This is a genomic window from Clavibacter michiganensis (assembly GCF_016907085.1).
In the GTDB taxonomy this organism is placed as follows: Bacteria; Actinomycetota; Actinomycetes; order Actinomycetales; family Microbacteriaceae; genus Clavibacter; species Clavibacter michiganensis_O.
In genome coordinates, this window is sequence record NZ_JAFBBJ010000001.1 from 2,250,576 (window position 1) to 2,275,225 (window position 24,650).

Annotated in this window: 24 protein-coding genes; 12 read left to right on the forward strand and 12 right to left on the reverse strand. The window is 73.3% G+C overall.

The window, feature by feature from the left end; all coding sequences use genetic code 11:
• Positions 1–15 precede the first annotated feature (15 nt).
• A complete protein-coding gene (locus JOE38_RS10550) occupies positions 16–1,260 on the reverse strand; it encodes an MFS transporter (protein ID WP_204576233.1) in 1,245 nt (414 codons plus the stop codon).
• Positions 1,261–1,394: 134 nt separating this feature from the next.
• Positions 1,395–1,613, reverse strand: coding sequence for a hypothetical protein (locus JOE38_RS10555; protein WP_204576234.1), 219 nt, complete (start codon positions 1,611–1,613; stop codon positions 1,395–1,397).
• A 623-nt stretch (positions 1,614–2,236) separates the two neighbouring features.
• On the opposite strand from JOE38_RS10555, the gene JOE38_RS16030 reads away from it, so the two are divergent.
• The 4 genes from JOE38_RS16030 (at position 2,237) to JOE38_RS10575 (ending at position 5,557) form a co-directional block, all read left to right on the forward strand.
• Positions 2,237–3,322 (forward strand): RHS repeat-associated core domain-containing protein, encoded by a 1,086-nt coding sequence (locus JOE38_RS16030; RefSeq protein ID WP_307838857.1) that lies wholly within the window; start codon positions 2,237–2,239, stop codon positions 3,320–3,322.
• The gene (locus tag JOE38_RS10565; RefSeq protein ID WP_204576235.1) at positions 3,319–3,522 is read left to right on the forward strand and encodes a hypothetical protein; all 204 of its coding nucleotides are present in this window, start codon (positions 3,319–3,321) and stop codon (positions 3,520–3,522) included. Before JOE38_RS16030 ends, JOE38_RS10565 begins: the two co-directional genes overlap by 4 nt.
• Before the next feature lie 651 nt (positions 3,523–4,173).
• Entirely contained in the window at positions 4,174–5,145 is a 972-nt protein-coding gene (glsA, locus tag JOE38_RS10570) for a glutaminase A (RefSeq protein ID WP_204576236.1), read from the forward strand.
• 226 nt (positions 5,146–5,371) lie between these two features.
• On the forward strand, positions 5,372–5,557 hold the full coding sequence (locus JOE38_RS10575; RefSeq protein ID WP_204576237.1) for a hypothetical protein: 186 nt from the start codon (positions 5,372–5,374) through the stop codon (positions 5,555–5,557).
• On the opposite strand, the gene JOE38_RS10580 is transcribed toward JOE38_RS10575, so the two are convergent.
• Together JOE38_RS10580 and JOE38_RS10585 are read right to left on the reverse strand one after the other, a co-directional pair.
• Complete coding sequence (locus JOE38_RS10580; RefSeq protein ID WP_204576238.1) at positions 5,554–6,591, reverse strand: alpha/beta fold hydrolase; 1,038 nt, start codon at positions 6,589–6,591, stop codon at positions 5,554–5,556. The genes JOE38_RS10575 and JOE38_RS10580 overlap by 4 nt on opposite strands.
• A gap of 95 nt (positions 6,592–6,686) precedes the next feature.
• On the reverse strand, positions 6,687–7,076 hold the full coding sequence (locus JOE38_RS10585) for a VOC family protein (protein WP_204576239.1): 390 nt from the start codon (positions 7,074–7,076) through the stop codon (positions 6,687–6,689).
• Between the two features lie 237 nt (positions 7,077–7,313).
• On the opposite strand from JOE38_RS10585, the gene JOE38_RS10590 reads away from it, so the two are divergent.
• The 6 genes from JOE38_RS10590 to JOE38_RS10615 all read left to right on the forward strand — a co-directional run bounded on the left by JOE38_RS10590 (position 7,314) and on the right by JOE38_RS10615 (position 12,484).
• Positions 7,314–8,120, forward strand: coding sequence for a sugar phosphate isomerase/epimerase family protein (locus tag JOE38_RS10590; protein WP_204576240.1), 807 nt, complete (start codon positions 7,314–7,316; stop codon positions 8,118–8,120).
• Positions 8,117–9,226, forward strand: coding sequence for a Gfo/Idh/MocA family protein (locus tag JOE38_RS10595; RefSeq protein ID WP_204576241.1), 1,110 nt, complete (start codon positions 8,117–8,119; stop codon positions 9,224–9,226). Before JOE38_RS10590 ends, JOE38_RS10595 begins: the two co-directional genes overlap by 4 nt.
• A gap of 95 nt (positions 9,227–9,321) precedes the next feature.
• Positions 9,322–10,053, forward strand: a complete 732-nt coding sequence (locus JOE38_RS10600; protein WP_204576242.1) for an alpha/beta fold hydrolase — start codon at positions 9,322–9,324, stop codon at positions 10,051–10,053.
• On the forward strand, positions 10,050–10,796 hold the full coding sequence (locus JOE38_RS10605; protein ID WP_307838858.1) for a HEAT repeat domain-containing protein: 747 nt from the start codon (positions 10,050–10,052) through the stop codon (positions 10,794–10,796). Before JOE38_RS10600 ends, JOE38_RS10605 begins: the two co-directional genes overlap by 4 nt.
• A gap of 22 nt (positions 10,797–10,818) precedes the next feature.
• Positions 10,819–11,757, forward strand: coding sequence for a MerR family transcriptional regulator (locus tag JOE38_RS10610; RefSeq protein ID WP_239544807.1), 939 nt, complete (start codon positions 10,819–10,821; stop codon positions 11,755–11,757).
• A gap of 136 nt (positions 11,758–11,893) precedes the next feature.
• Positions 11,894–12,484 (forward strand): dienelactone hydrolase family protein, encoded by a 591-nt coding sequence (locus JOE38_RS10615; protein ID WP_204576243.1) that lies wholly within the window; start codon positions 11,894–11,896, stop codon positions 12,482–12,484.
• A 25-nt stretch (positions 12,485–12,509) separates the two neighbouring features.
• On the opposite strand, the gene JOE38_RS10620 is transcribed toward JOE38_RS10615, so the two are convergent.
• Together JOE38_RS10620 and JOE38_RS10625 are read right to left on the reverse strand one after the other, a co-directional pair.
• On the reverse strand, positions 12,510–13,454 hold the full coding sequence (locus JOE38_RS10620) for an alpha/beta fold hydrolase (protein WP_204576244.1): 945 nt from the start codon (positions 13,452–13,454) through the stop codon (positions 12,510–12,512).
• A gap of 31 nt (positions 13,455–13,485) precedes the next feature.
• Complete coding sequence (locus JOE38_RS10625; protein WP_204576245.1) at positions 13,486–13,854, reverse strand: DUF4406 domain-containing protein; 369 nt, start codon at positions 13,852–13,854, stop codon at positions 13,486–13,488.
• A 54-nt stretch (positions 13,855–13,908) separates the two neighbouring features.
• Between JOE38_RS10625 and JOE38_RS10630 the strand changes: the two genes are divergently transcribed.
• Positions 13,909–14,664, forward strand: a complete 756-nt coding sequence (locus tag JOE38_RS10630; protein ID WP_204576246.1) for a DeoR/GlpR family DNA-binding transcription regulator — start codon at positions 13,909–13,911, stop codon at positions 14,662–14,664.
• Here JOE38_RS10630 and JOE38_RS10635 read toward each other — a convergent pair.
• Positions 14,636–16,198, reverse strand: a complete 1,563-nt coding sequence (locus JOE38_RS10635) for an MFS transporter (protein WP_239544808.1) — start codon at positions 16,196–16,198, stop codon at positions 14,636–14,638. The two genes, JOE38_RS10630 and JOE38_RS10635, sit on opposite strands and share 29 nt — an antisense overlap.
• An 83-nt stretch (positions 16,199–16,281) precedes the next feature.
• Between JOE38_RS10635 and JOE38_RS10640 the strand changes: the two genes are divergently transcribed.
• Complete coding sequence (locus tag JOE38_RS10640; RefSeq protein ID WP_204576247.1) at positions 16,282–17,025, forward strand: TetR/AcrR family transcriptional regulator; 744 nt, start codon at positions 16,282–16,284, stop codon at positions 17,023–17,025.
• 10 nt (positions 17,026–17,035) lie between these two features.
• On the opposite strand, the gene JOE38_RS10645 is transcribed toward JOE38_RS10640, so the two are convergent.
• From JOE38_RS10645 to JOE38_RS10665, 5 genes are read right to left on the reverse strand one after another with little or no spacing between them, the layout of a single operon-like run.
• Positions 17,036–17,731, reverse strand: coding sequence for a TetR/AcrR family transcriptional regulator (locus JOE38_RS10645; protein ID WP_204576248.1), 696 nt, complete (start codon positions 17,729–17,731; stop codon positions 17,036–17,038).
• Between the two features lie 37 nt (positions 17,732–17,768).
• A complete protein-coding gene (gene uca / locus JOE38_RS10650) occupies positions 17,769–21,425 on the reverse strand; it encodes an urea carboxylase (protein WP_204576249.1) in 3,657 nt (1,218 codons plus the stop codon).
• A gap of 8 nt (positions 21,426–21,433) precedes the next feature.
• Positions 21,434–22,126: an urea amidolyase associated protein UAAP2 gene (locus JOE38_RS10655; RefSeq protein ID WP_204576250.1), complete on the reverse strand. Its 693-nt coding sequence runs from the start codon at positions 22,124–22,126 to the stop codon at positions 21,434–21,436.
• Entirely contained in the window at positions 22,123–22,965 is an 843-nt protein-coding gene (locus JOE38_RS10660; RefSeq protein ID WP_204576251.1) for an urea amidolyase associated protein UAAP1, read from the reverse strand. The genes JOE38_RS10655 and JOE38_RS10660 overlap by 4 nt, the downstream gene beginning before the upstream one ends.
• Positions 22,962–24,554 carry an APC family permease gene (locus tag JOE38_RS10665; protein WP_204576252.1) on the reverse strand — a complete coding sequence of 531 codons (1,593 nt, stop codon included), beginning with the start codon at positions 24,552–24,554 and terminating at the stop codon, positions 22,962–22,964. Before JOE38_RS10665 ends, JOE38_RS10660 begins: the two co-directional genes overlap by 4 nt.
• Between the last annotated feature and the right edge of the window lie 96 nt (positions 24,555–24,650).

Here is a 24,650-nt window from a genome sequence, read left to right on the forward strand (position 1 = left end):
TGAGGGCGAGGACCCCTATCGGACCACGGGGGATCGCAGGGGGGAGCAGGCGGCGACGACGGCCGCAGCGGTGAAGACGAGGGTCACGGCGAGCAGCGAGATCCCGCCTCCGACGGTGGACATGAGGGCGCCGCCGCACACGGCTCCGGCCGCGGCGAGCGTGCGGTTCGCGCTGCGCATGGTGGCGTTCATGCGGCCGAGGAGCTCGTCGGGCGTGATGGTCTGGCGGAGGCTCATCTCGTTCGCGTTCTCGCATCCGGCGGCAGCGCCCTGGACGGCGAACGCGACGAACAGGGCGGCCACCGTCGCCGGCTGCGTCACGGAGCCGACCCCGATCGTCGCGACCGCGATCGCCGCCCAGGCGACCGGGTAGGCGGCACGGGCGGCGACGATCGTCCGGCCCGCGCCGAACCGCGCGCCGAGGCGCGGCGCGGCCGTCGCGCCGACGAGCATCGCGACCCCGCTGACGGCGAGGATCGCCCCGTAGACGGCGGCCGGGAGCTCGAGCGTGCGGAGCGCGAGGATCGCGAACACCGTCAGCCCGGCGGCGTTGGCGAGGAACCACAGGTGCGTGGAGACCGCGAGCGGCGCGAGGGCCGGGTGCCCGTACGTCCACCGCAGCCCGTCGGCGATGTCCCGGCGCAGCCGCGCCCCCGCCTCGCGGGCCGGCGTGTGCTCGACCACGCGGACCCGGGCGATGAGGACGGCGTCGACGAGGTAGCTCACCGCATCGAGGGCGATCGCGATCGGCGCGGTCACGATGCCGACCAGCACGCCGCCGAGAGCCGGGCCCGCCGTCTGGGCGGCGGCGTCGCTCTGGTCCAGGCGCGCGTTCGCGGCCAGGAGCAGGGGGCGCGGCACGATGCGGGTCAGCAGGGACTGCGTGGCGGCGAAGCCGACGACCGACAGGACGCCGAAGACGAACAGCACCGCCGCCGTGGCCCAGAGGGTCAGGGATCCCGTCAGCCACAGGACGGGGATCACGCCGAGGGACACGCCACGGCCGATGCTCGCCGCGATCAGCAGCGGCTTGCGGGGGACGCGGTCGACGTACGCGCCGACGACCAGGCCGAACAGCGCGTACGGCAGGAACTGGGCCGCGTTCACCAGACCGACCTCGAAGGGAGTCGCGTGCAGCACCGTCACCACGAGGACGGGGACGGCCACCGCGCTCACCGCCGTCCCGAACGAGGAGACGGTCGCAGCGGCCCAGTACGAGCGGAACCCGGGCACGCGACGCAGCGTCACGTCGTCGCCCATGCGCCCACGCTGGCAGGCCGCGCCGCCGCGGGCAAGCGAGCCGGCGACGGCGGCGGGCTGCATCGCCGGCGGACGGAGCCCGGAGCGGGCGTGCTGCCGTCGGGGGAGGCGGTGCGCCGCCCCCTCGTCGGGCGCTAGCGGAGGACGCGCAGGTCGGTCGCGGCCTCGATCGCCGTGATCGAGGTGAAGGCGCTGCGGTCCGCGCCGCCGCGGGGGATGTTGCCGTAGTGGATCCCGTACGCGGTGTTGCCGTAGTACCAGGGTCCGCCGCTGTCGCCCTCCTGGGTGATGTAGCCGTCGACCTGCCAGAGGTTCGCGTAGGACGCTTCACGCAGTACGACCCGAGCGGTCAAGAAAAAGCCCCGTACGCGTACGGTAACAACAATCCAGTTATCAACCTCGACCCTTCGGGCAATAACGCCTATACGGTTTTCGATACTGTCATGTTCGCCATCGATCTCGCATACAATGGAGCGTCGGCTTACAGAACCGGTACTGTCAAGGGTTACGCAGAGGCAGCGGTGAGCATGGGTGTTGGTGCTATAGTTGGATCCCTGTGCTCAGGAATCATTACTGGGTTCGCGCCAACCCTTATGGGATCGTTGACGGCCGCTATCGGATGCTCGGCGTTGTCCAGCGTCGTTGGAAACTTGGTTTCCACCGGTGAAGCCTTGTAATCTACACAGAACGGAATTCCTTTGTCACAAGACCGAAAACAACACCTAAGCCCCGAGATTGGAATCGGATTTGGTGTCGTACTAATCCTTTTTTCTGTATTTGTTTTTGCGCTACCCGGGTCGTACGAATCGTCGACTCGAGGTTGGGCGGGAGCTCTCGGCATTCCAATCTGGATAGTCTGTATTCCTGTTCTACTCCTTGGAGTCTGGTGCATCTGGACAGGCATGCGTCAGCGCAAAGCGAAATAACTTGATAGCGATGGCCCGTCAGGACCTCTGGCGGGCCATCGCTTTTCCATGTGTCGGCCGACGTCGCGTATTCGTTCGCGAAGGATGGCGTGGACACGCTTGACATCCAGACCCGCACCAGCGGCAAGGAGGAGGGCGTCCCGGCCGGCGCGGTCACCGCGTACCAGTACGACTCGCAGAGTCGCCTGACGGTCGCCGAGGAGAGGGTGGGCGGCAACACCAACGCGATGTGGGCTTACGGCTACGACGCCGCCGGCAACCGAACCTCGCAGAACCGCTCCGGCAACACGGGCGGCACGCAGAACACCGCCATCGACTACGGCTACAACGCGGCGAACCAGCTCACCAGCACCAGCGCGGACACCACCCAGTGGGTCTACGACGCCGCCGGCAATCAGGTCAAGAACGGCATCACCGGTGTCGTCGCGACCTACGGCGACCGCGGACAGGTGCAGAGCATCGGTGCGACCAACTTCGCCGCGTTCGGAGAGGGAAACACCGACACCCAGAGCGCCACGGGCGGACGATCCTTCTCCAACTCGATCCTCGGATTGTCGCGACAGACGAACACGTCCGCCAGCCTCGTGCAGAACTACAGCCGCACGCCTTCAGGTGAGGCCGTGGGGTTCCGGATCTCGTCCAGCCACTATTACGTGACCGACCTCCTCGGCTCCGTCGTGGGTATGTTCTCCGGTGCGGGCATCTGGGAAGGTGGCTACTCCTACAGCCCGTACGGCGAAGAGCGCGCTAGCTCGACGAACAGCCCCGTGGCGCTGAACTCGCTGCGCTACATCGGCGGCTATCAGGAGTCCGAGAACCTGTACAAGCTAGGCGCGCGCTACTACGATGCATCGCTGGGCCGCTTCACGCAGATGGATCCGTCCGGTCAGGAACCTCAGCCATACGCATACGCGGCATGCAACCCCGTTGGTAACATCGATCCAAGCGGCCTCAGCTGCGCCGGAGCAGTTGCTGGCTTCATCTCGGCCGCAGGTCTGCTACTGATAACAGCAGGCTTTGCGCTCACAACCCCCGTCGGTGCGATCGCCACGGCCATCACGGCCGGTGGCCTCCTCCTCGAAGGGGCTGGCGTTTGGGCTACCTGGCAGGAAGTCAAGGAAGAGTGTGATGTATGAGCAATCTGACTCCGTCGTCCAATAAAGGAAGAGTCGCTCAGAGCGTCGTCGTCATATTGGCTGCAATCGCTGTGTTGCTTGCCATCACAGGGTTCATGGGTGGCAACATCCTGATCGGGGGCATCTTCTCGGCAGTGGCAGCCTTGCTGGCCGTAGGCGGTTACTTCGCCGTACGCGACATCGGCCGCAGGGAGCTCTGACTTCGATCGAGGCTCTGGCGAACGGCCCCGTGGACTTGTGTCGGCGGGGCCGTTCGTTCATGGCGACGGTGCGCGCCACCCTGATGCAGCCTTCCGGCGGGCACCAGCGCCTCGTTGCAGGTAGAAGCGAACACCTATGCCCTCGGGCCTGGCTGCATGTTCCTCTCATCAACTCGAGTGACGAAGAGCACGTACTGCATCGCGATCGCCGTCGGGCACCGCGAACGCAATCGGGCTCGCGGGCGTCGCCGGGCTGGTGGTCGGGAACCCGCGGGGGTGGATCCCGGTCGGGATCGCCGTGCTCGCCGTGCTGTTCCCGCGGCTCGTCTCCCGGGACGTGCGGCGGGCGCGCGGGGGCCGGCACGGATCCACGCGACACCGTCGGCTGACCGACTGGACTAGCCGCGGAACGTCGATGCAGATGCATGCAGTTCTCCGTTGGCCTACGTTGTCAATCAGCGGGACGAGCCCTTCGGGTGGGACGTCCTTGCGCAGCGTCGGCCTCTCGGGGGAGAGGGTCCGACCGCCCGGCCCTCCGTGCACGGAGGCCGGGCCACACCATTTTCCGCGAGGTCGCGGTCTCCGCAGGATCCGCGGCCGCGGCCGCGGCCCGCTCGCGTCGCCCGCCGGTTGCGCTGGCAGGCTAGACGCATGACCGCCCCCGGATCCGCCCCGCACGATCCCGCGCACGACGTCGCCCACGCGCTCGACCTCGACCGGCTGCTCGCGTCGGTCGCCGACGAGGACGGCGGCGAGGTCGACGACAGCATCCCGCAGCTCGCGGAGATGGATCCGACGCTCGCCGGCATCACGCTCGTCACGCCCGACGGCCGCACGCACGCGGCGGGGGACAGCGCGCACCCCTTCTCCATCCAGTCGGCCGTGAAGCCGTTCCTGTTCGCGCTGGCGCTCGCCGACACCGACGGCGCCGCGCTCGACGCGGTCGGCATCGAGCCGACGGGCGAGGCATTCGACGCGATCAAGCTCGAGAGCGGCACCGGCCGACCGCCGAACCCGATGGTGAACGCGGGGGCGATCCTCACGGCGAGCCTCGTGCGCGGATCCTCCCTCGAGGAGCGCACCGAGCGGATCCTCGCGGGCCTCAGCGCGTTCGCGGGCCAGGAGCTCGAGGTCGACGAGGACGTCGCCGAGTGCGAGCAGCTGCTCGGGGACCGCAACCACGCGCTCGCCCACCTCATGCGCTCGGAGGGCACGCTGCACGTCTCGGCCGACGACGCGGTGGCCGCCTACGCGCGGGCGTGCGCGGTGCTCGTGACGCCCGGGATCCTCGCGGCGATGGGCGCGACGCTCGCGTGCGGCGGACGTAACCCGCTCACCGGGTCACGCGTGGTCTCCCGCGAGGTGGCGCGCGACGTCGTCTCGGTGATGGCCACGTGCGGCGTCTACGACGGCTCCGGCCGGTGGATGCGGCGGGTCGGCGTGCCCGCGAAGTCGAGCGTCTCCGGCGCCATCGTGCTCGCGTCGCCCGGTCGCCTGGGCGCTGCCGTCTTCAGCCCGCCGCTCGACGACCAGGGCACGAGCGTGCGCGGCGCGGTGCTCGCGCAGCGGCTCGCGGACGAGCTGGGGCTGCACGCGTTCGGCGGCGCGGACGGGCGCGGCTGAGGGAGCTGCTGCCGGTCCCTCTCACGGGCGCGATGATCCCGTCGCCCCTTCCGACCGCGCCTGCGCCCGGGTAGCGTCGCCCGGACGCGCCCGCCGACAGCTGGAGGACCCCATCAGCGCACTCGACCTCATCGCGCTCGCCGCCTTCGACGCCCCCACGCTGGAGGACTTCGGCGGTCCGGGCGGCCCCGGCGGACCGATGGCCGGGCTCGTGATCGGCGGCCTCGTGTCCCTCTTGCTCCCGCTCGCCTGCGTCGTGCTCGCCATCGTCATCACGGTGTCCGTCGTGCGGACGCAGCGGGCGACGGAGCGCATCGAGAAGCGGCTGGAGGCGTTGGAGCGGGCGTCGCGCGATGCGACGACGGCCGGTCGCGAGGGGACGGGCGCGCGCCCGGACGCGACCCCGCGCTAGCCGCGGGATCGGGCGTCGCGTCGCGCGCCGCGACGCCGCGCCCGCTCCGCCGCGTCCGCCATCGCCTCCGCGTGCGCGGTCTTCGCGCGGCCGATCGCCGCATCGTCGTCGCGGCGGATCGCGATGCCCTCGGCCACCTGCGCGCGGATCCCGCGGATCGAGTCGCCGAGCGTGGGCGCGAAGTCCGCGTGCTCCTCGTCGTGCTGCTCCTCGCCCTCCGGGAACCGGCGCAGCTGAGCGGACGCATCCTCGGTCGACGAGCCCTCGACGGGCGGCCGCTCGAGGTGGGCCAGGCAGAGGCGGGCGACCTCGTCGGCGTGGTCGTGCATCACCGAGTGCGCGGCGCCGGGGATCTCCCACAGCCGTGCCCGCGGCAGCAGCCGGCCCATCTCCTCCACCCACGCGCGCGGGACGACGGCGTCGTGCTCCCCGCGGATCACGAGCGTGCTCGCGCGGATCTTCGGGAGGCGCGCCTCGATCGTGTACCGCATCATGCGCGGGAGCACGCGCAGGAACCAGCGCACGCCGCAGACGAGGTAGGCGCGGATGGCGAGCACCTGGATCCGGCTCGGCTCCCGCACCGAGGAGCGCAGGAAGCGGAGGGCGGCGCGCGGCACCCATCGCCCGGCCGGGTCCATGACCGGGCTGATGAGCACCACGGTGCTGATGCCGGGCCGCCGAGCTGCGAGGTCGGCCACCACCTGCGTGCCCATCGAGTGGCCGACGAGCACGGGGTCGTCGAGGCCGAGCTCGTCGATCGCGGCGCCCACGAGGTCGGCGTACTCGCGGATCGCGAGCGCGCGGCCGGGATGGGCGACGCCCGCGAAGCCCGGCAGGTCGAGCGCGTGCACGGTGCCGCGCGCGTCGAGGTGCGGGGCGAGGCGTTCGAAGTAGTCGGAGCTCACGCCGATGCCGGGGACGAGCACGAACGCGCGGTCGTCGGGGGTGCCGAGCGTGCTGATCCGCACGGTGAGGCCGCGGTGCACGAGGCGCGTGACGCGGACCGTCGTCGCGGGGCGGCCGTGCTCGGTCATGCGATGCCTCCTGCGGCGGACGGGTCGTCGGGTGCGATCCGCGAGGCGTCCACGCTAGGGCACGGCGCCTGCGGGTCAGCCGATCCCGCGCGCGGTCAGGCCCGCGCGTCCTCGCTCGAGATGCAGAGGCAGAACGGGTGCCCCGCCGGATCCGCGTACACGTCGAAGCGGTCGGGCGCCGTCGGGTCCGCGGCCGGCTGGAGGAGGCGGCCACCGAGGGCGAGCACGCGCTCGCGGCCCTCGGCGAGGTCGTCGACGTAGAAGTCGAGGTGGATCTGCTGCTGCTGCCGCGGGCCCTCGCCCGGCCAGACCGGCGGCACGAAGTCGGGCGCGGGCTGGATCCCGATCTGCCAGCCGGCGTCGAACGACACGTAGTGCCAGTCGCCGCCCGCGTGCACCTCGCCGTCGAGGAGCCCGGCCCAGAAGGCGCTCTCCGCGGCCAGGTCCGGCGCGTCGAGCACCACGATCGTCTGCCGGATCCTCATGCGCGGTCCTTCTCTCCTCGTCGAGCGGTGACGCCAGCCTGGCACCGGCGTCCGACACCGACCAGGATCCGTCGCCCGCGCCCCTGGGATCCGGACCCCGACCACCGGTAGGTTTGACGGCACGGCGCGTCTCGCGCCGGTCGAACCCTGCGGGCATCGTGGCTCAGCCGTCGTACGCGACGGCGGGAGCGTGCGGTGGCCGTCGGGCCACCAGTCACCCTCCTGAAAGGAGCGACCATGACCGCCCCCTCCGTCCAGCTCTACACGGTCCGCGACGCTGTCTCCGCGGACCTGCAGGGCGCCGTCGCCCGCGTCGCCGAGATCGGCTACACGCAGGTCGAGCCGTACGCGTTCGTCGAGCGCGCCGACGAGTTCGCCGCCGCGTTCGCTGCGTCCGGCGTCACCGCCCCCTCCGGCCACGCGCCCGTCATCGACGGCGACGACGACCAGGCCTCCCGCACCTTCGACGCCGCCGCGAAGCTCGGGATCCAGACGGTCATCGACCCCTTCATCCCCTCCGAGCGCTGGCAGACCGCCGACGACGCGCACAGGATCGCCGACCGCGTCAACGAGCTGCAGGTGCAGGCCGCCGCGCGCGGGCTCGCCTTCGGCTACCACAACCACCAGTGGGAGTTCGCGAACAAGGTCGACGGCCGCCCGGTCTACGAGCTCTTCGTGGAGCGCCTCAACGCCGACGTCGTGCTCGAGCTCGACACCTTCTGGTCGACCGTCGGCGGCATGGACACGCCCGCGCTCCTCCGGCAGCTCGGCGACCGCGTGCGGTTCCTGCACGTGAAGGACGGCAAGATCTCCGACGCGATCGCGAACGTGCTGCCGAGCGCCGAGTCCGCGCTCGTCGTGCCCCCGGAGCTCGCGCAGGCCTTCAAGATGCAGGAGCCCGCGGGTCAGGGCGACGTCGACGTCGCCGCCGTGCTGGCGGCCGCCCCGCACGCGCTCCGTGTCGTCGAGTTCGACGACTACGCGGGCGACGTGTTCGACGGCATCGCGGCGTCCTTCGCCTGGCTGCAGGAGAACGACAAGTGACCGGCGGCACCGGCCGCGTCGGCGTCGGCGTCATCGGCGCGGGCGTCATCTCGGGCACGTACCTGGAGAACATGACGGCGATGCCGGACCTCGAGGTCCTGTTCGTCGCCGACATCGACCTCGACCGCGCCCGCTCGCGCGCCGAGGAGCACGGCGTGCCGAACCACGGCACCGTCGACGAGCTGCTCGCGATGGACGAGATCGAGATCGTCGTGAACCTCACGCTGCCCGCCACGCACGCGGAGGTCGGCCGGCGGATCGTCGCGGCCGGCAAGCACGTGTGGAGCGAGAAGCCGCTGGCGCTGGATCACGAATCCGGCCAGGACCTGCTCGAGGCGGCGCGCGCGGCCGGCGTGCAGGTCGCGTGCGCGCCCGACACCGTGCTCGGCGCGGGGATCCAGTCGGCCATGCGCGCCATCGCCCGCGGCGACATCGGCGAGCCGCTCACCGCGACGACGCTGTTCCACGTGCCCGGTCCCGACGCCTGGCACCCGAACCCCGAGTTCCTGTTCGCGAAGGGCGCCGGACCCCTGTTCGACATGGGCCCGTACTACGTCACGACGCTCGTGCACGCGTTCGGCGCGGCCGAGACGGTGAGCGCGGTCTCCTCGACCTCGCGCACCACGCGCACCATCGGCAGCGGACCCCGCGCGGGCACCGACTTCCCGGTGGAGGTGCCCACGCACCACGCGGCGCTCATCTCGTTCGCGGGCGGGCAGTCGGCGCAGTCGACGTTCAGCTTCCAGAACGCGCTGCCGCGCATGGGCTTCGTCGAGATCTCGGGCAGCGAGGGCACCATCGTGCTCCCCGACCCGAACACGTTCGAGGGCGACAGCCAGCTGTGGCGCTTCGGGCAGCAGGAGCCGGAGACGCTGACGGCCGTGGGATCCACGTACGGCCGCGGATCCGGCGTGCTGGACCTCGCGCGCAGCATCCGCGGCGGCGACCCGGTGCGCGCGTCCGGCGAGGTCGCGGCGCACGTGCTCGACGTGCTGCTCGCGATCCGCGACGCGGCCGACAGCCGCGAGGTCGTGAAGGTCGCATCGAGCGTCGCGAAGCCGACGCCGCTGGCCGAGGACTGGGACCCGGCGGCGGCGACGCTGTAGCGCGATCCGCTCGGCCGGACGGCCCCGCATCCCGAGACGGATGCGGGGCCGTCCCGCGCTCGGCGCCCGACGACTGCGCGGAGGAGACTGGACCCATGCAGCTGCATCGCGTCACCACCGGATCCGGCGCGCGCCACGTCGGCCTCGTGCACGGCCTCGGCGCGGACGGCGCGACCTGGGCGCCCGTCGTCGACCGGCTCGTCGCGACCGGCCGCTTCACCGTCACGACCGTCGACCTCCGCGGGCACGGCGAGAGCGACCGGGCGCCGGACTACGGCATCGAGGAGATGGCCGACGACCTCGTCGCGTCCCTGCCGCGCGGGCTCGACGCGGTCGTCGGGCACTCGCTCGGCGGATCCGTGCTGGTGCGCGCCGTCGCCCGGCTCGAGCCCGCGCGCGCGATCTACCTCGACCCCGGGTTCCGGCCCGCGCTGCCGACCACGGGGATCCGCGGACGCCTGTTCTGGGCGGCGCCGCTCGTGGGCCTGGCCGCCGCGCAGATCCCGCGGGCCCGCGCCGCCGCCCGCGTGCGTGCCGCCTACCCGGCGTCGGTCCGGGCGTCGCTCGAGGCCGCGCAGGCGAGGTTCGACCGCGGGATGGCGGTCAGCGTCTTCCGCGACGTGGCCTTCCACCCGCTCGCCGTCAGCGCGCCCGCCGTGCCGTCCACGGTCGTGCTCTCCGACGACGCGCCCTCCGTGCTGCCCGACGCGAGCGCGGCGGATCTCGAGCGCCACGGCTGGGACGTCCGGCGCCTGCCCGGGATCCACCACGACATGCAGCTCGAGGATCCGGAACGAGTGCTCCGGGCGATCGAGGACGTGCTGTGACGGACGCCGAGCGCGACGACGGGCCGGCCGGACGCGAGCCGGAGCGCCCCGACCGCCCCGCCGACGCCGAGATCGCCGCCCGCCTCGCCGCCGCCCTCCGCGCGCCCGACGCGTCGGCCCGACTGCAGGCCGCGCTCACCGCGGGCACCCGGCCGGATCCGGCGCTGGTCGAGGGCCTCATCCACCGCTGCCGCGTCGAGCCCGACCTCAACGTGCGCGAGATGCTCACGTGGGCGCTGATCCGCCACGACCGCGAGCTCACGATCCCGCCGCTCATCGCCGAGCTGGTCTCGCCCATCCCGCAGGCGCGCAGCCAGGCGCTGCACACGCTCTCCAAGATCGGCGACCGGCGCGCGCTGCCCGCCATCACGCCGGCGCTGCTGCGGGATCCCGACGACCACGTCGCGCGCACGGCCTGGCGGACGGCGTCGGGCCTCGTCGACGGCGACCGCGATCCGGCCGGCGCGCGCTGGCTCTCCCAGCAGCTCGCGTCGCAGCTCGGCCGCGGCGGACGCGACACCCAGGCCAGCCTCGCGCGCGCCTTCGCGAGCGTGGGCCGGGCGGCGCTGCCGGTCCTCGATCGGTCGCGGCGCGCGGCGGACGCCCGGGTGCGGATCCACGCGCTCGCCGTGATCGCGCAGCTCGCCGACCCCGACCTCCGCTTCGACGACGCGGTCGACGCGGCCCGCCGCACCTCCTTCGGCGCGCACCTCGCCCGGCGACCGGGCTTGCACCTCCCGTAGCGTCATGTGGTCGGGTGGAGCCATGACCCACCCCGCCGAGGAAGGCCCCGCCATGCACCCGTCCCTGATCCCGCCCCGCCAGGTCAGGATCGGCGACGCCGCCGCGTTCGTCGGCACCACGCCGCGTGCCATCCGCCACTACCACCAGATCGGCCTGCTCCCCGAGCCCGAGCGCGGCACCGACGACCGCCGCCGGTACGGCTACGCGGAGATGATCCGGCTGCTGTGGATCCGGCGCATGGCCGATGCCGGGATCGCGCTCGACGACATCCGCGACGCGTTCGCCGACCCGGAGTCGGCGGGTGCGAGCGCGGATGCGGAGGCCGACGCCGACGTGGACGGCATCCTCGGCCGGCTCGAGGCGACCCTCGACGCCCAGGAGGCGGAGCTGCGCCGCCAGCGCGCGGCCGTCCGGGGGATGCGCGCCCGGGGCAGCCGCCTCGGGCTGCTCTCCGACTTCGTCGCCACCCGCCTCGAGGGCCTGCCCGAGGGATCCCTGCGCCCCGCCGACCTCGACGGCCTGCTGGTGATGGAGCGCGTCTTCGGCCCGCTCGGCGCAGCCCTCAACGCCACCCGCTACATCGCGATCGCCACCCTCCCGGGCCTGCGCGCGGCGTCCGATCGCGTCGAGGCCGCCGAGGAGGCGCTCGACGACACGGTCGCCGTCGACGACCCGCGCGTGGCCGAGGTCGCGGCCGAGCGACGCGCCTTCGAGGAGACGCTGCACGCGGCGATCGACGGATCCGACCTCCCGCGCCTCGACGACGACCTCGTCGACGCCTGGGACGCGCTGCACCCCGAGGGCGCCGACGGTGCGGACGAGGTCGGCTCTCGGCGGCCCGCCCGGTCCATGAGCGCGATGGACGCCATCGCGAAGATGCCCTACGACCTCTCCCCGGCGCGACTGCGGTGCATGGAGCTGGCGGCGGAGTCGTACGTGGGCGAGGCGACCGCTCGCTGAGGGCTCGGCGGGGACGCGGGTCCACGCATCCGAGCCGCCCCCGCCGCTGGCCCGCGGAGTAGGTTCGCGGCACGGCGGCCCGCGACGGGAGCGCCCGGATCCGCGCCCCCCCCCGCGGACGACGAGAGGCGCGCCCATGGCCGAGATCGTGCTGTTCCACCACGTGCAGGGCCGGACGCCCGGCGTCCTCGCGTTCGCCGATGCGCTGCGGGACGGCGGCCACACGGTGCACGTGCCCGACCTCTTCGACGGCGCGCTGCCCGGGTCCATCGAGGCGGGCCTCGCGCTGATGGCGGGCCTCGCCGACCACGTCGTCGCCGAGCGCACCGACCGCGCGCTCGACGGGCTGCCCGCCGAGCTCGTCTACGCCGGCGTCTCGTGGGGCGGATCCATCGCCCAGCGCCTCGCGCAGACCCGGCCGGGTGCCCGCGGCGCGCTCCTCTACGAGTCGTTCGTGTCGCTCACGGCGGAGTGGGCGTTCGGGCCGTGGCCGGCCGGGCTGCCCGTGCAGGTGCACGGCATGGCGCGCGATCCGTTCTTCGCCGGCGAGGGCGACCTCGACGCGGCCCGCGAGCTGGTCGCCGAGGTGGGCCCGGCGCTCGCCGAGGTCTTCGTCTACGACGGCGACGCGCACCTGTTCACGGACGCGTCGCTGCCGTCGTCGGATCCCGTCGCCACGGCCCTCGTGCTCGAGCGGTCCCTCGAGCTGCTGGACCGGATCGGCTGACGCCGGATCGCGCCGGCCGCCGCCGTCAGCGGGCCGGGAGCGACGCCAGGAACGCGTCCGTGGCGGCGGCGATCTCCGGCGACCTCGTGTGATGCAGGTAGTGGTCGCCTGTGAGCGGCACCACCTCGCCGCGCTCGACGCTCGCCGCCCGGGCCTCGTGCAGCGGGATCCAGCCGTCGACCTCCGCGTCGTCCTGCACCACGAAGAGCAGCACGGGGAGGTCCGCCGGGAACGTGCGCCCGCTCACCGACGCGAAGTTCTCCGTCAGGTGGTCCATCTCGTCGAGCATGGTCGGGGCGGTGCCGTTCCGCGTCGTGAAGAGGCGCATCTGCTCCTTCGTCGCCTCGTCGTAGGGGAGCCCCGCGTAGGTGTCGCCGCCGGTCGCGGCCAGCACGCGGAGGATCCCGAGGTCGCGGAGCGCGCCGAGCCCCTCGGTCGCGACGGGCTCGTCCCAGCCCGGCTGATCCGGCACGCTGCTGTCGATGCCCACGAACGCGGTGAGCTCGTCGCCGTACCGCGCGGCGTACTCGATGGCGTAGACGCCGGAGATCGAGTGGCCCATGAGCGCGTAGCGGTCGACGCCCAGCTGCTGCAGCGCCGCGTGGACCTCGTCCGCGATGGCCGTCGCCGTGCGCGGTACATCGGTCTGGTCGCTCAGCCCGGTGCCGAACGGCTCGACGGCGATCACCCGGTGCGTGTCGTCGAGCGCGGAGATCAGCGGCTGGAAGTCGAGGCCGGGCGCCGCGGTGCCGAGGCCGGGCAGGAGCACGATCGTCTCCGCGCCGGTGCCGCTGACCACGACGTTCATCTCCTTCCCGTCGACGGGCACGCGCTCGCCGTAGGGCTCGATGGCGGCGAGGTCGCGCGGCGTCGCGACGGCGTTCACGATCGACGTGGCCGCCAGCGTCAGGACGGGCAGGGCCACCAACGCGGCGACGATCCGGAGGGCGATCCGCAGGGGCCGGCGCATGCGCGTCCGCGGCCGGGGCGCGGTCCCGGCGTCAGCCACGGGCGGGGATCTCGGACACGTCGGCGTAGACCGGGAGGCCGAGGCGGCGGGCGATCGCGACGTCCGCGTCGGCGCCGGACGACTCGCCGGGGAGCCGGAGCACGGCGTCGCAGTGCGTGAGGAGCCGCGACGCGGTCTCGTACATGACGTCGGGACCGGCCTCCGTGTCGACGCCCGCCTCGGCGGCCACGCGCAGGATCGGCAGCGCCGCCCACTCGCCGATCATCGGCACGTGCCCGAGCTGGAAGACGGGCCAGGCCGCCTGCTCGAGCCGGGCGAGGTTCCGGGCGATGAGCTCGGGATCGCCTCCCGTGCCGGAGCGGTAGGGGCCGGCGATGAGGATCAGCTGCGGGTCGGTCACGCGAGTACGCTAGATGAAACACGCATGAACGCGCAAAACCGAGGAGGAACGCGGATGCTGGCTGCGGAGCGGCACGAGTGGATGCTCGCCGAGCTCGCGCGCGACGGCCGGCTCGTCGCGAAGGACGCGGCCGCGAAGCTCGGCGTCACGGAGGACAGCGTCCGGCGCGACCTGCGGACCCTCGCCGAGGCCGGGCGGCTGCAGCGCGTGTACGGCGGCGCGCTCCCGGTGTCGCCCGCGATCCGGGATCACTCCGAGCGGGCCGCGATCGCGGTGGACAGCAAGCAGCGGGTCGCCCGGGCGGCGGTGCGGCTGCTGCGGCCGGGATCCACGCTGCTGCTCGACGCGGGCACGACCGCCCTCGAGGTCGCCCGCGCGATCCCCGACGACCTGCGGCTCACCGTAGTGACGCCCGGGCCCCTCGTGGCGGTCGCGCTCACCGAGCACCCGCTCGTCGAGATCGTGCTCATCGGCGGCACCCTGTCCCGGCACTCCATGGTCGCGAGCGGGTCGCTGGCCGCGGAGGCGCTCCGCCGCGTGCGCGCGGACGTCTGCCTCCTCGGCGTGACCGGCGTGCATCCGGAGGCGGGCCTCACCACGGGCTCGCTCGACGACGCCGCGACGAAGCGCGCGATGGCCGCGCAGTCGACCGAGACGTTCGTGCTGGCGAGCGCGGAGAAGATCGGCGCCGCGTCGGCCTTCCCCGTGCTCGACCTCGCCGAGGTGACGGGTCTCGTGCTGGATCCCGACGCGCCCCTCGACGCGGACGTCGCGGCGGCGCTCACTCGAGCCGGGGCGCGGCTGCGCTGACCTCGCGGGCCGCGGCGCGGTCGGCCGTCGACGGCTCGGGCGCATCGGACGGCTCGTGCTCCTCGGGCGCCTCGGGTGCCGTCGGCTCCTCCGTCGTGCGCGAGTCCGTGAGCGACAGCGCGCCGACCGTCGCGATCACGCCGGTCAGCACGGCGACCACGAGGTAGGCGGCGCGCTCGCCCGCGAAGAAGGAGCGGACCAGCTCGGCGCTCCACGCGCCCGCCGGGAGCGCGGTCGTGACGAGCGCCGCGATCAGGGTGCCGACGACCGCCGTGCCGAGGCTCGTGCCGAGCTCCTGCGCGGTGTCGTTGAGGGCGGCGCCGATCGAGGTGCGGTTCCGGGGCATCGCCTCGACGAGGGCGACCGCGCAGATGGTCATGATCGTCCGCAGCCCGACCGTGAACACGATCATCGTCGCCATGATGGCGAGGTAGCCGTGGTCCACCGCCCAGGCGAGGCCCACAAGCCCGCCCACCAGGAACCCGGTGCCGACGAGGCAGGCCGTGCGGTGGCCGAGGCGGGTAGCGAAACGCTCGGCGATCGGGCTCGCGGCGATCATCGTGACGATGATGGGCAGGTTCGCGAGGCCGGCCCGCATGGGGCTCCAGCCGTAGGCGTACTGGAAGTGCAGGATCAGCCCGAACAGGATGCTGGCGAACGCGACCGCCGCCCCGAGCTGCGTGAGCGCCGCGCCGCGGACGGGCCCGGCGCGGAAGATCGCGAGGTCGATCATGGGCGAGGCCGCGCGGCGCTCGCGGACGATGAAGCCCGCGACGGCGGCGACGGCGCCGAGCGCGCAGGCGAGCGTGAGGGGCGCGAGCCACCCGTGCTCCACGCCGCTGGTGAGCGTGTAGCAGCCGAGCCCGATCGCGACGACGGTGAGCGCCGTGCCCGGCAGGTCGAGGCGCTCGGAGGTGAGGTCATCGCGGCGGTCGGCGGGGACGCCGGCGCGGACGCCGATCCAGACCAGCAGCGCGAGGGGCGCGTTGATCACCAGCAGCCACTGCCAGCTGACCGCGGCGAGGATCGACCCGCCGAGGAGCGGGCCGAGGACGAAGCCGGACATGCCGACGACCATGACGATCGTGATCGAGCGCATGCGCAGCTTCTCGTCCTCGAAGAGGCGGAAGATCAGCGACATCGTCACGGGCGCCATGGCCGCGGCGGCAGCGCCGAGCGCCGCGCGCAGGGCGATGAGCTGGCCGATGTCGGTGACGAGGACCACGGCCAGGCTGATGAGGCCGAACGCCGCGAGGCCGATCAGCAGGACGCGGCGGCGGCCGAACCGGTCGGCGGCGGATCCGGCGGTCAGCAGCAGCCCGCCGAACGTGAGCGAGTAGGCGCCCGTCACCCACTGGAGGCCCGTCGTGCCGCTGTCGAGCGCGCGCCCGATCGTCGGCAGGGCGATCGAGAGCAGCGTGTTGTCGACCATCTCGACGAAGAAGGCCAGGCAGAGCGCGGCCAGCGGGATGGCGGCGGCGCGGAGGGAGGCGTAGCCGCGCAGGGGCGCGGCGGTGATCGTGGGGGTGCTCATCGGGATCCTCATCTTTATCGAACGCCGTACGAGAACCGTACGACGTTCGATAGTATGGAACGTCGTTCGGTAGGATGCAAGCCATGGCGGCAGATGGATCCACGGAGAAGGGCGGCGGCACCGCCGCGCCCACCCGCGCGCGGGGACGGCAGCGCGCGTCGCACTCGCTCGACACGGTGCTCGCGGAGGCCATCGCGATCCTCGACGAGTCCGGGGAGAAGGCGCTCACCTTCCGAGCGCTGGCGGCGCGGCTCGGCGGCGGCGTGGCGAGCATCTACTGGTACGTCGCGAGCCGCGACGAGCTGCTCGAGAAGGTGACCGAGGAGGTCATGGGCCGGGTCCTCGCGGACACCGAGCCGCTGACCCACGGATCCGACCCCATCGACAACGTGCGCGCCGTCGCCCTGGCGCTCTTCGACGAGCTCGTGCGCCGGCCCTGGTTCGGGCAGTACATGCTCCGCAACAACGGGCTGCAGGCCAACTCGATGGCGATGTACGAGCGCATCGGCCAGCAGCTCCTGGGGCTCGACCTCACGTCACGGCAGCGCTTCCACGCGGTGTCGTCGATCGTCAGCTACGTCGTCGGGGTCGCGGCCGACCTCGCCGAGCCGCCGCCGCAGGAGTTCCTCGAGAGCGGGCTGGACCGGGAGGGGTTCCTGGGTGTGCTCGCCGACCGCTGGCGGGAGCTCGACCCCGAGGAGTACCCGTTCGCGCACGACGCCGCGGGCGAGATGGCGACGCACGACGACCTCGACGTGTTCCGCTCCGGGCTCGACCTGCTGCTGGCCGGGGTGCGCCTGCAGGCCGGGCTGCCGCCGGCGTCGTGACCCGAGCGGGCTAGAGCGCGGGCACCGTCGACAGCAGCTGCTCGGCGTCGCGACGAGCCTCCGCGATCTCCGCCGTCCCCAGCCCGCACGCGCGCAGGCACGTGGCGGCGATGGCGTCGCGGTCGGCGTCCCCCGGCTCGCCGCGGCGGCGGAGCTGGATCACGAGCTCGGCCAGCTGGATCAGCACGGCCCCCAGCGCATCCGGCCCGATGGTCGCGCGGACCTCGGCGCTCGCCGCGGCCGTGCCGATGCGCCGGTACGCGTCCTGGAGCTCGCGGCGCTGCTGGCGGAAGCCGTCGTAGCGCTCGCCCTGCACCTCGGGCAGCAGGTAGAGCGTGCCGATGTTGTGCGGGGTGTCGGCGAGCGTGCGGAAGTCGACCATCACGAGCGCGTGCAGGGCGGCGGCGGCGGTGGCGCGGTCGGGCACGAGGTCCTCGATGCCGCGCACCACGTCGAGGCTGGGGCGCACGGAGCGCGTGAGCAGCTCGACGAGCAGGTCGTCCTTGCCGGCGAAGTGGTAGTAGAGGGACGCCTGCCGGATCCCGACCCGCTCGGCGATCGCGCGCGTGGACGTGCCGCTCAGGCCGTGCTCCGCGAACAGCGCGGCGGCGGCGTCGAGGATCTGCTCGCGCGGGCTCAGCGGGGATCCGGCGTCGGGCACCGCCCGGGGGCGACCGACGCGGGCCGGCTTGTCGTCCTTGGCCATCCCGCCATCCTCGCAGGTGGGGATCACCCGGCGCCGATCACGAGGCCGCCCCGATCACGGCGAGCACCTGCCCGGGCGCGACCTGCTCCCCGGGGCGGACGAGGACGTCGAGCACGCGGCCGGCGACCGGCGCGCCCACGACGGACTCCATCTTCATCGCCTCGACCGCGAGCACCGCGTCGCCCGTCGACACGAGATCGCCCGGGCGCACGTCCACCCGCCAGACGGTCGAGGTGAACGGCGCCATGACGGCCGTCGCACCCGGCGGGATCGCCACGGTCGCGGCCTCGACGACGGGCGGCTCGTCGCGCACGTCGAACTCGCCCGACAGGCGCCAACGCGCCTTCTCCTCCTCGAACGCGCGTGTCTGCGTGTCGCGGAAGTCGCGGATCGACGCGTCGTTCGCGGCGAGGAACGCGTGGTGGTCGGCGATGGAGAACTCGCCGTCCTCCGTCTCGTAGTGCCCGCGGCCGGCGTCCGTCTCGGCGCGCAGCTCCAGCAGCTCCTCCGCGCCGACCGGGTACCACTCGATGCGGTCGAAGAACCGCAGCGCCCACGGATCCTCCTGGAAGAGGCCGCCGCGGCGGAAGCGGTTCCAGATCTGGACGGTGCGGCCGACGAACTGGTACCCGCCCGGCCCCTCCATCCCGTAGATGCAGAGGTACGCGCCGCCGATGCCGACGGAGTTCTCCGCCGTCCAGGTGCGCGCCGGGTTGTACTTCGTGGTCACCAGGCGGTGGCGCGGATCCAGCGGCGTGGCCACGGGCGCCCCGAGGTACACGTCGCCGAGGCCGAGCACGAGGTAGCTCGCGTCGAAGACCGTGCGGAAGACGTCGTCGACCGAGTCGAGGCCGTTGATACGGCGGATGAACTCGATGTTCCACGGCGTCCAGGGCGCGTCGTCGCGGACGCCGGCCATGTAGCGCTCGATCGCGAGGCGCGTCGCCGGGTCGTCCCAGGAGAGCGGCAGCCGCACCTTCCGCGACGGCACCACGAGCTGCCCGGTGGGCGGGATCTCGTCCTCCAGCTCCTGCAGCAGCCGCGTGACGGCCGTGGCCTTGAGCACGCGCGCATCGGTGCGGACCTGGAGCGAGCGGATCCCCGGCGTCACCTCGAGCACGCCGGGCGGCATGTGCTCCTGCAGCCGGGTCATCAGCGCGTGCACGCGCATCCGGAGGGCGATGTCGAGGGTCATGTCGCCGTACTCGACGAGCACGTTGTCGTCGCCGTCGCGGCGGTACGCGACGCCGGGGCGCGCGTCGGTCGGCGGGAGCCTGCCGATCACGCCGTCGTCGCCGTCGCCGCCGGCCCGGATCACCTGGAGCGAGGCGCGCGCGTCCACGAGCGACGCCGCGGCCGCCTCCGTCACGGGCACGAACCGCACGGTGTCGCCCGGCCGCAGCTGGCCGAGCTTCCAGAGCTCGCCGCTCGCCACGACCGCCGGGCACACGAACCCGCCGAGGGACGGCCCGTCGGGGCCGAGGATGATCGGGGTGTCGCCCGTGAAGTCGATCGCGCCCACCGCGTACGGGGTGTCGTGGATGTTCGACGGGTGCAGCCCCGCCTCGCCGCCGTCCTCGCGCGCCCAGCCGGGCCGCGGGCCGATGAGCCGGATCCCGGTGCGCGCCGAGTTGTGGTGCACGCCGTAGTCGGTGGCGTAGAGCACGTCGATGTCGGCGCGCGTGAAGAAGTCGGGCGCCGCGTGCGGGCCCTCGGTGACGCCGATCTCCCACGTGGAGGTGAGGGCCGGCCGGCGGTGCGCCGGGGTCGGGCCGCCGATGATCCCGAGGCGCGCGCCCGCGGGGAACGCGGGGTGCGCGGCGTCGGAGTCGGGGGATCCGGGCCGCAGCACGTCGCCCGCGAGCAGCGCCCGGCCCGCGTGCCCGCCGAAGCGGCCGAGCGTGAAGGTGGACGCGGATCCGAGGTACGCGGGCACGTCGATCCCGCCGCGCACGGCGAGGAACAGGCGGAGGCCGGGCCCGTCGGCGCGGCCGATCGCGAGCGTCTGCCCGGCGGCGACCTCGAGCGGCTCCCACATCGCGGCCGGTTCGCCGTCGATCGTGACCGGCGCGGGCGCGCCCGTGACCGCCACGACGGATGCGGTCGAGAAGCGCAGCACGGGTCCGTCCGCCGTGATCTCGAGGCCGGGCGCGCCCTCCGGGTTGCCGACCGCGAGGTTCGCCTCCGCGAGCGACACCGGGTCGAACGGGCCGCTCGGCGGCACGCCCACCTGCCAGTGGCCGAGCCGGCCGGGGAGGTCCTGCACGGTGGTCATGGTGCCGGGGGAGACGACGTCGATGCGCGGCGCCGGGTCGTCCGTCTCGTCGAGCGTGGACGTGGAGTGCGTGGCCGTGCGCAGCTCGATGTCGTCGGTGAGCGCCCGCAGCAGGCCGATGTTGGTGACGATCCCGTCGATCCGGGAGCCGTCGAGCGCTTCGCCGAGCAGGTCGAGCGCGTCATCGCGCGTCTCGCCCGTGGCGATGACCTTGGCGAGCAACGGGTCGTAGGAGGCGGAGACCTCGAGGCCGGTCTCGATCCAGCCGTCGACGCGGATCCCCGGGCCCGCCGGCAGCACGGCCTGCGTCACGAGGCCGCTCGACGGGAGGGATCCCTTGGCCGGGTCCTCCGCGTAGACGCGGGCCTCGACGGCGTGGCCCGCAGGTGTCCACTCGCGCGTGAAGAGGTCGTCGGGGAGGCCGGCGGCGCCGTCGCGCGCGAGCCGCAGCATGAGCTCCACGAGGTCGACGCCGTGCACCTCCTCGGTGACGGGGTGCTCGACCTGGAGGCGCGTGTTCACCTCGAGGAACGCGGCCTCCTCGCGCACCGGGTCGTAGACGAACTCGACCGTGCCGGCGCTGCGGTAGGAGACCGACTCCGCGAGCGCGCGGGCCGAGTCGTGCAGCTGCGCGCGCACGCGATCGGGCAGCGCGGGCGCAGGCGCCTCCTCGATGACCTTCTGGTTGCGGCGCTGGAGGGAGCAGTCGCGGTCGCCGATCACGGCCACGCGGCCGGCGCCGTCGCCCACGAGCTGCACCTCCACGTGCCGGGCCGGGCGCACGAGCCGCTCGAGGAAGATGCCGGTGGATCCGAAGGCCGACTCCGCGAGCCGCGTCACCCGCCCGAACGCCTCGCGCACCTCGGCGGCCGTCGCGCACGCCTGCATGCCGATGCCGCCCCCGCCGCCCGTGGCCTTGAGCATCACGGGCATGCCGATGCGCTCGGCCTCGGCGACCGCCTCGTCGGCGTCGGCCAGGAGGCCGGTGCCGGCGAGCAGGGGCACCCCGGCGGCCTCGGCCAGCTCGCGCGCGGTGTGCTTCGCGCCGAACGCGAGGATCTGGTCGGCGGTCGGCCCGACGAAGCGGATCCCCGCCTCCTCGCAGGCCGACGCGAACTCCAGGTTCTCGCTGAGGAAGCCGTAGCCGGGGTGGATGAGGCCGGCGCCCGTCGCGCGCGCGGCCTCGATGATCGCGTCGATGCGCAGGTACGACTCGCGTGGCGCCGCCGGGCCCAGCCGCACGGCCTCGTCGGCCTCGCGCACGTGGGGCGCGGCCCGGTCGGCGTCGGAGAAGACCGCGACCGTGCGCATGCCCATGGCCTTCGCGGTGCGGATCACGCGGCAGGCGATCTCGCCGCGGTTGGCGACGAGGACGGTGTCGAGGTCGAGCGCGCGGCGCGCGCCGCCTGCGTCGCTCATGCGCGCGCTCACGGCTGCACCACGATCATCCGCAGCGGCGTGCAGCTGAAGTCGTTGCACGGGTTGTTCATCTGCGGGCAGTTCGAGACGATCACCAGCACGTCCCGCTCCGCGCGCAGGGCGACCCGCTTCCCGGGCGCGCTGAGGCCGTCGACTATGCCGAGGGATCCGTCCTCCTCCACCGGCACGTTCATGAACCAGTTGATGTTCGACACGATGTCGCGCGCCCCGAGCCCGTGCCGCGCCGCCTCGCTGAGGAAGTTCTCGCGGCAGCCGTGCTGGTACGCGGTGTGGTGGCCGTAGCGGAGCGTGTTCGACTCCTTCGAGCAGGCGCCGCCGAGGGTGTCCTGCCGGTCGATCTCGTTGCCCACCACGGTCATCAGCGGCCGGCCCTCGCTCGACATGAGCACGGTGCCGGTGCGGATGTAGGCGTTGCCCTGCGCCACGAGGGTGTCGGGCACGCTGTAGCGCTCGTCCGGATCCTGGGCGTCGTAGACCAGGCAGTCGGCGGACTGGTTGCCGCCGACGTCCACGATCGTGAGGACCTCGCCGGCGCGCACGACGGCCGACCACGGCGCGAGCGGCGCGACGCGGTCGTCGCGCACGACGGTGCCGTCGACGAGGGAGGAGCTCCAGTCGAGCACGGCGTCGGGCGCGTGGACGGCGCCGGTCGGGACGGGGGATGCCGCGGTGCGGGTCATCGGGTTCCTCTCGCTTCGCAGTGGTCGATCGCGTTCAGGTAGGCGCGCGTCAGCTCCGGGGTCGCGTGGAAGCGCGCGTCGTCGGGGCCGGTGGGGGAGCCGCGCCAGGCGTGGATCCGCAGCGGGCCGACGACGTGATCGGGCCGCGGATCCAGCGGGTGCGGCACGTTCGCGACGAGCACCAGGAGCGGCATCTCGGCCACGAGCGTCACGTGCGTGCCGGGCCCGGCGGATCCGGTGGGCCGCAGCGCCCCGTCCGCCTCCACCCGCACGCCTTGGAAGAAGGAGACGCCGGGCGGCAGGTCGCGCCGGGTCAGCCCGTGCTTCGCGGCGGCCTTCACGAGCAGCGAGCGGCCGCTGGGCGTGGGGCCCTCGGGCGCGGATCCGCCGTAGCGCCGGTCGTTGAGCGCGTCGGTCGAGGTGCCGCAGAGCGCGTCGTGGTGGCCGGACGTGTCCTCGACGATGCTCGCGAGGATCCGGCCGTCGCCGCTCAGCAGCGGGGAGCCCGCGCCGAGGTACGCCTGCCACGGGATCTTCACGGTGTCGGCGACGTTCAGCCGCTCCCACGGCGCCTCGGCGTCGTAGAGCACGAGGTGCGCGCACGCTTCGCCCGTGGGGTCGTCGAGGCGGAGGCGGGATCCGCGCGCCAGCACCCGGTGCGCGTACCCGCCCGGCGCGACGGTCTCGGCCCAGGTGAGCGCGTCCGCGGCGACTCCCTCCGGCCGGTGCGGCGACGAGGACGCCGGCACGTACGGCATCCACTCGCTCTGCCGGTCGGCCTGCGCGCGGGCGTCCGCGCGGGAGGCGGTGACGCTGTCGGTCGTGCGCTGGTCCCTCATCGCGCGCTCGCCCCCGCCGGCTCGACCACCGGGATCGTCGCGGTCGTCGGCACCTCCGTGAGCCGGATCGGCCCGTCGGAGCGGTGCCGCCACGCGTGGTAGCCCCAGCCGACCAGGAGGGTCGCGCCGATGAACAGCAGCGCGCTGTACTGCAGCCACCACGACTCGCCCGTGAGGTCGTAGATCTCGGGGCGCGGCCAGATCAGGTTCACGGCCATGGCCGCCTGGAACAGCACCGCCACCACGTTGATCGGGATGCCCCAGCGGCCGAGAGTGAAGAGCGGCTTGCCGTCCTCGTCGACGCCGCCGGCGGGGAAGCGCCCGCGGATCCGGGCGACCAGCAGCGGCCCGGTCACGCCGAGGTAGGCGAGGTACAGCATCGCGATGCAGAGGCTCGAGAGCGCCGTGAAGATCGCGGACTGGCCGGCGTTGACCGCGAGCGCGAGCACCGCGCCGACCCCGACGACGACCGAGGTGAGCACCGGCGTGCCCGTGCGCGGCGACACCTTCGCGAGCTGGCGGTGGAACGGCAGGGCCTTCTCCCGGGCCATCGAGTAGATCATCCGGGTGCCCGAGGTCTGGACGGCGAGCGTGCACGCGAACACCGCCACGGCGACCGCGCAGAGCAGGAGGCGGCCGCCGAACTCGCCGGCGACCGCGGTGATCACCCCGGCCAGCCCCTGCGTGGCCAGCTGCCCGTCGGTGAGGCTCGGCGCCGCGACGAGCGCGCCCACGATGAGGAGCGCCCCGCCGAGCCCGGAGACCGTGAGCGCGCGGATGATCGTCTTCGGCGTGGTCTTCCGCGGGCTGTGGGTCTCCTCGGCGAGCTCGCCCGCGGAGTCGAAGCCCACCATCACGTACGCGGCCATGAGGGAGGAGGCGAGGAAGGCCCACACGTACGGCTCCTCGCTCGCGGATCCCACGGTCGTGAACACCACCTCGGGTCCCCGCTTCGGCAGCAGGAACAGCACGGCGACGAGCGCGACGACGCCCACCATCTCGATGGCGACGCCCGCGGTCGTCACCCGCGCCATGAGCCGCACGCTCAGGATGTTCACGACCGTCGTGACCGCCAGCATGATGATCCCGAGCAGCACCGCGTTCGCGGAGCCCGTGGGGGAGGCGACCGACGGATCCGCGTCCGGCCCGCCCACGATCTGGAACCCGGCCCAGATGGACGGCAGCACGGCCTGCACCGCGATGGCCGCGACCGCGACGGTGAGGATCTGGCCGACGATCATCGTCCAGCCGGTGAACCAGCCGAACGTCGTGCCCGCCAGCCTGCTCGACCACTGGAAGATCGCGCCCGAGATGGGCCACGACGCCGCGAGCTGCGCGAAGTTCAGCGCCACGAGCAGCTGGCCGACGAACACGATCGGCCAGGCCCAGAAGAAGGCGGCGCCGCCCAACCCGAAGCCGAGGCCGAAGAGCTGGAACACGGTCGTGAGGATCGAGACGAAGGAGAACCCGGCCGCGAAGGAGGAGAAGGGGCCGACGCCGCGATGCAGCTCCTGGGCGTAGCCGGGCGGGATGACGGGGGCGGCCGCGGCGGGTGTCGCGGCCGGCGAGGGGAGGTGCGGGGTGCTCAATCTGCTGGCCTCTCACGGAGGGCGCGGGGAGGGGATGCGCCGGGGATCCGGTTGCCCGGTCGGAGTATCTATCGGTTGATAGGTATTTCCGTCCAG

Excerpts from the sequence above, each read along its gene's own strand:
- JOE38_RS10550 (WP_204576233.1), bottom strand. The coding sequence starts at position 1,260 with ATGGGCGACGACGTGACGCTGCGTCGCGTGCCCGGGTTCCGCTCGTAC.
- JOE38_RS10565 (WP_204576235.1), top strand. The coding sequence starts at position 3,319 with ATGAGCAATCTGACTCCGTCGTCCAATAAAGGAAGAGTCGCTCAGAGC.
- glsA (WP_204576236.1), top strand. The coding sequence starts at position 4,174 with ATGACCGCCCCCGGATCCGCCCCGCACGATCCCGCGCACGACGTCGCC.
- JOE38_RS10580 (WP_204576238.1), bottom strand. The coding sequence starts at position 6,591 with ATGACCGAGCACGGCCGCCCCGCGACGACGGTCCGCGTCACGCGCCTC.
- JOE38_RS10585 (WP_204576239.1), bottom strand. The coding sequence starts at position 7,076 with ATGAGGATCCGGCAGACGATCGTGGTGCTCGACGCGCCGGACCTGGCC.
- JOE38_RS10590 (WP_204576240.1), top strand. The coding sequence starts at position 7,314 with ATGACCGCCCCCTCCGTCCAGCTCTACACGGTCCGCGACGCTGTCTCC.
- JOE38_RS10600 (WP_204576242.1), top strand. The coding sequence starts at position 9,322 with ATGCAGCTGCATCGCGTCACCACCGGATCCGGCGCGCGCCACGTCGGC.
- JOE38_RS10610 (WP_239544807.1), top strand. The coding sequence starts at position 10,819 with ATGACCCACCCCGCCGAGGAAGGCCCCGCCATGCACCCGTCCCTGATC.
- JOE38_RS10615 (WP_204576243.1), top strand. The coding sequence starts at position 11,894 with ATGGCCGAGATCGTGCTGTTCCACCACGTGCAGGGCCGGACGCCCGGC.
- JOE38_RS10620 (WP_204576244.1), bottom strand. The coding sequence starts at position 13,454 with ATGCGCCGGCCCCTGCGGATCGCCCTCCGGATCGTCGCCGCGTTGGTG.
- JOE38_RS10630 (WP_204576246.1), top strand. The coding sequence starts at position 13,909 with ATGCTGGCTGCGGAGCGGCACGAGTGGATGCTCGCCGAGCTCGCGCGC.
- JOE38_RS10635 (WP_239544808.1), bottom strand. The coding sequence starts at position 16,198 with ATGAGCACCCCCACGATCACCGCCGCGCCCCTGCGCGGCTACGCCTCC.
- JOE38_RS10640 (WP_204576247.1), top strand. The coding sequence starts at position 16,282 with ATGGCGGCAGATGGATCCACGGAGAAGGGCGGCGGCACCGCCGCGCCC.
- JOE38_RS10645 (WP_204576248.1), bottom strand. The coding sequence starts at position 17,731 with ATGGCCAAGGACGACAAGCCGGCCCGCGTCGGTCGCCCCCGGGCGGTG.
- uca (WP_204576249.1), bottom strand. The coding sequence starts at position 21,425 with ATGAGCGACGCAGGCGGCGCGCGCCGCGCGCTCGACCTCGACACCGTC.
- JOE38_RS10655 (WP_204576250.1), bottom strand. The coding sequence starts at position 22,126 with ATGACCCGCACCGCGGCATCCCCCGTCCCGACCGGCGCCGTCCACGCG.
- JOE38_RS10660 (WP_204576251.1), bottom strand. The coding sequence starts at position 22,965 with ATGAGGGACCAGCGCACGACCGACAGCGTCACCGCCTCCCGCGCGGAC.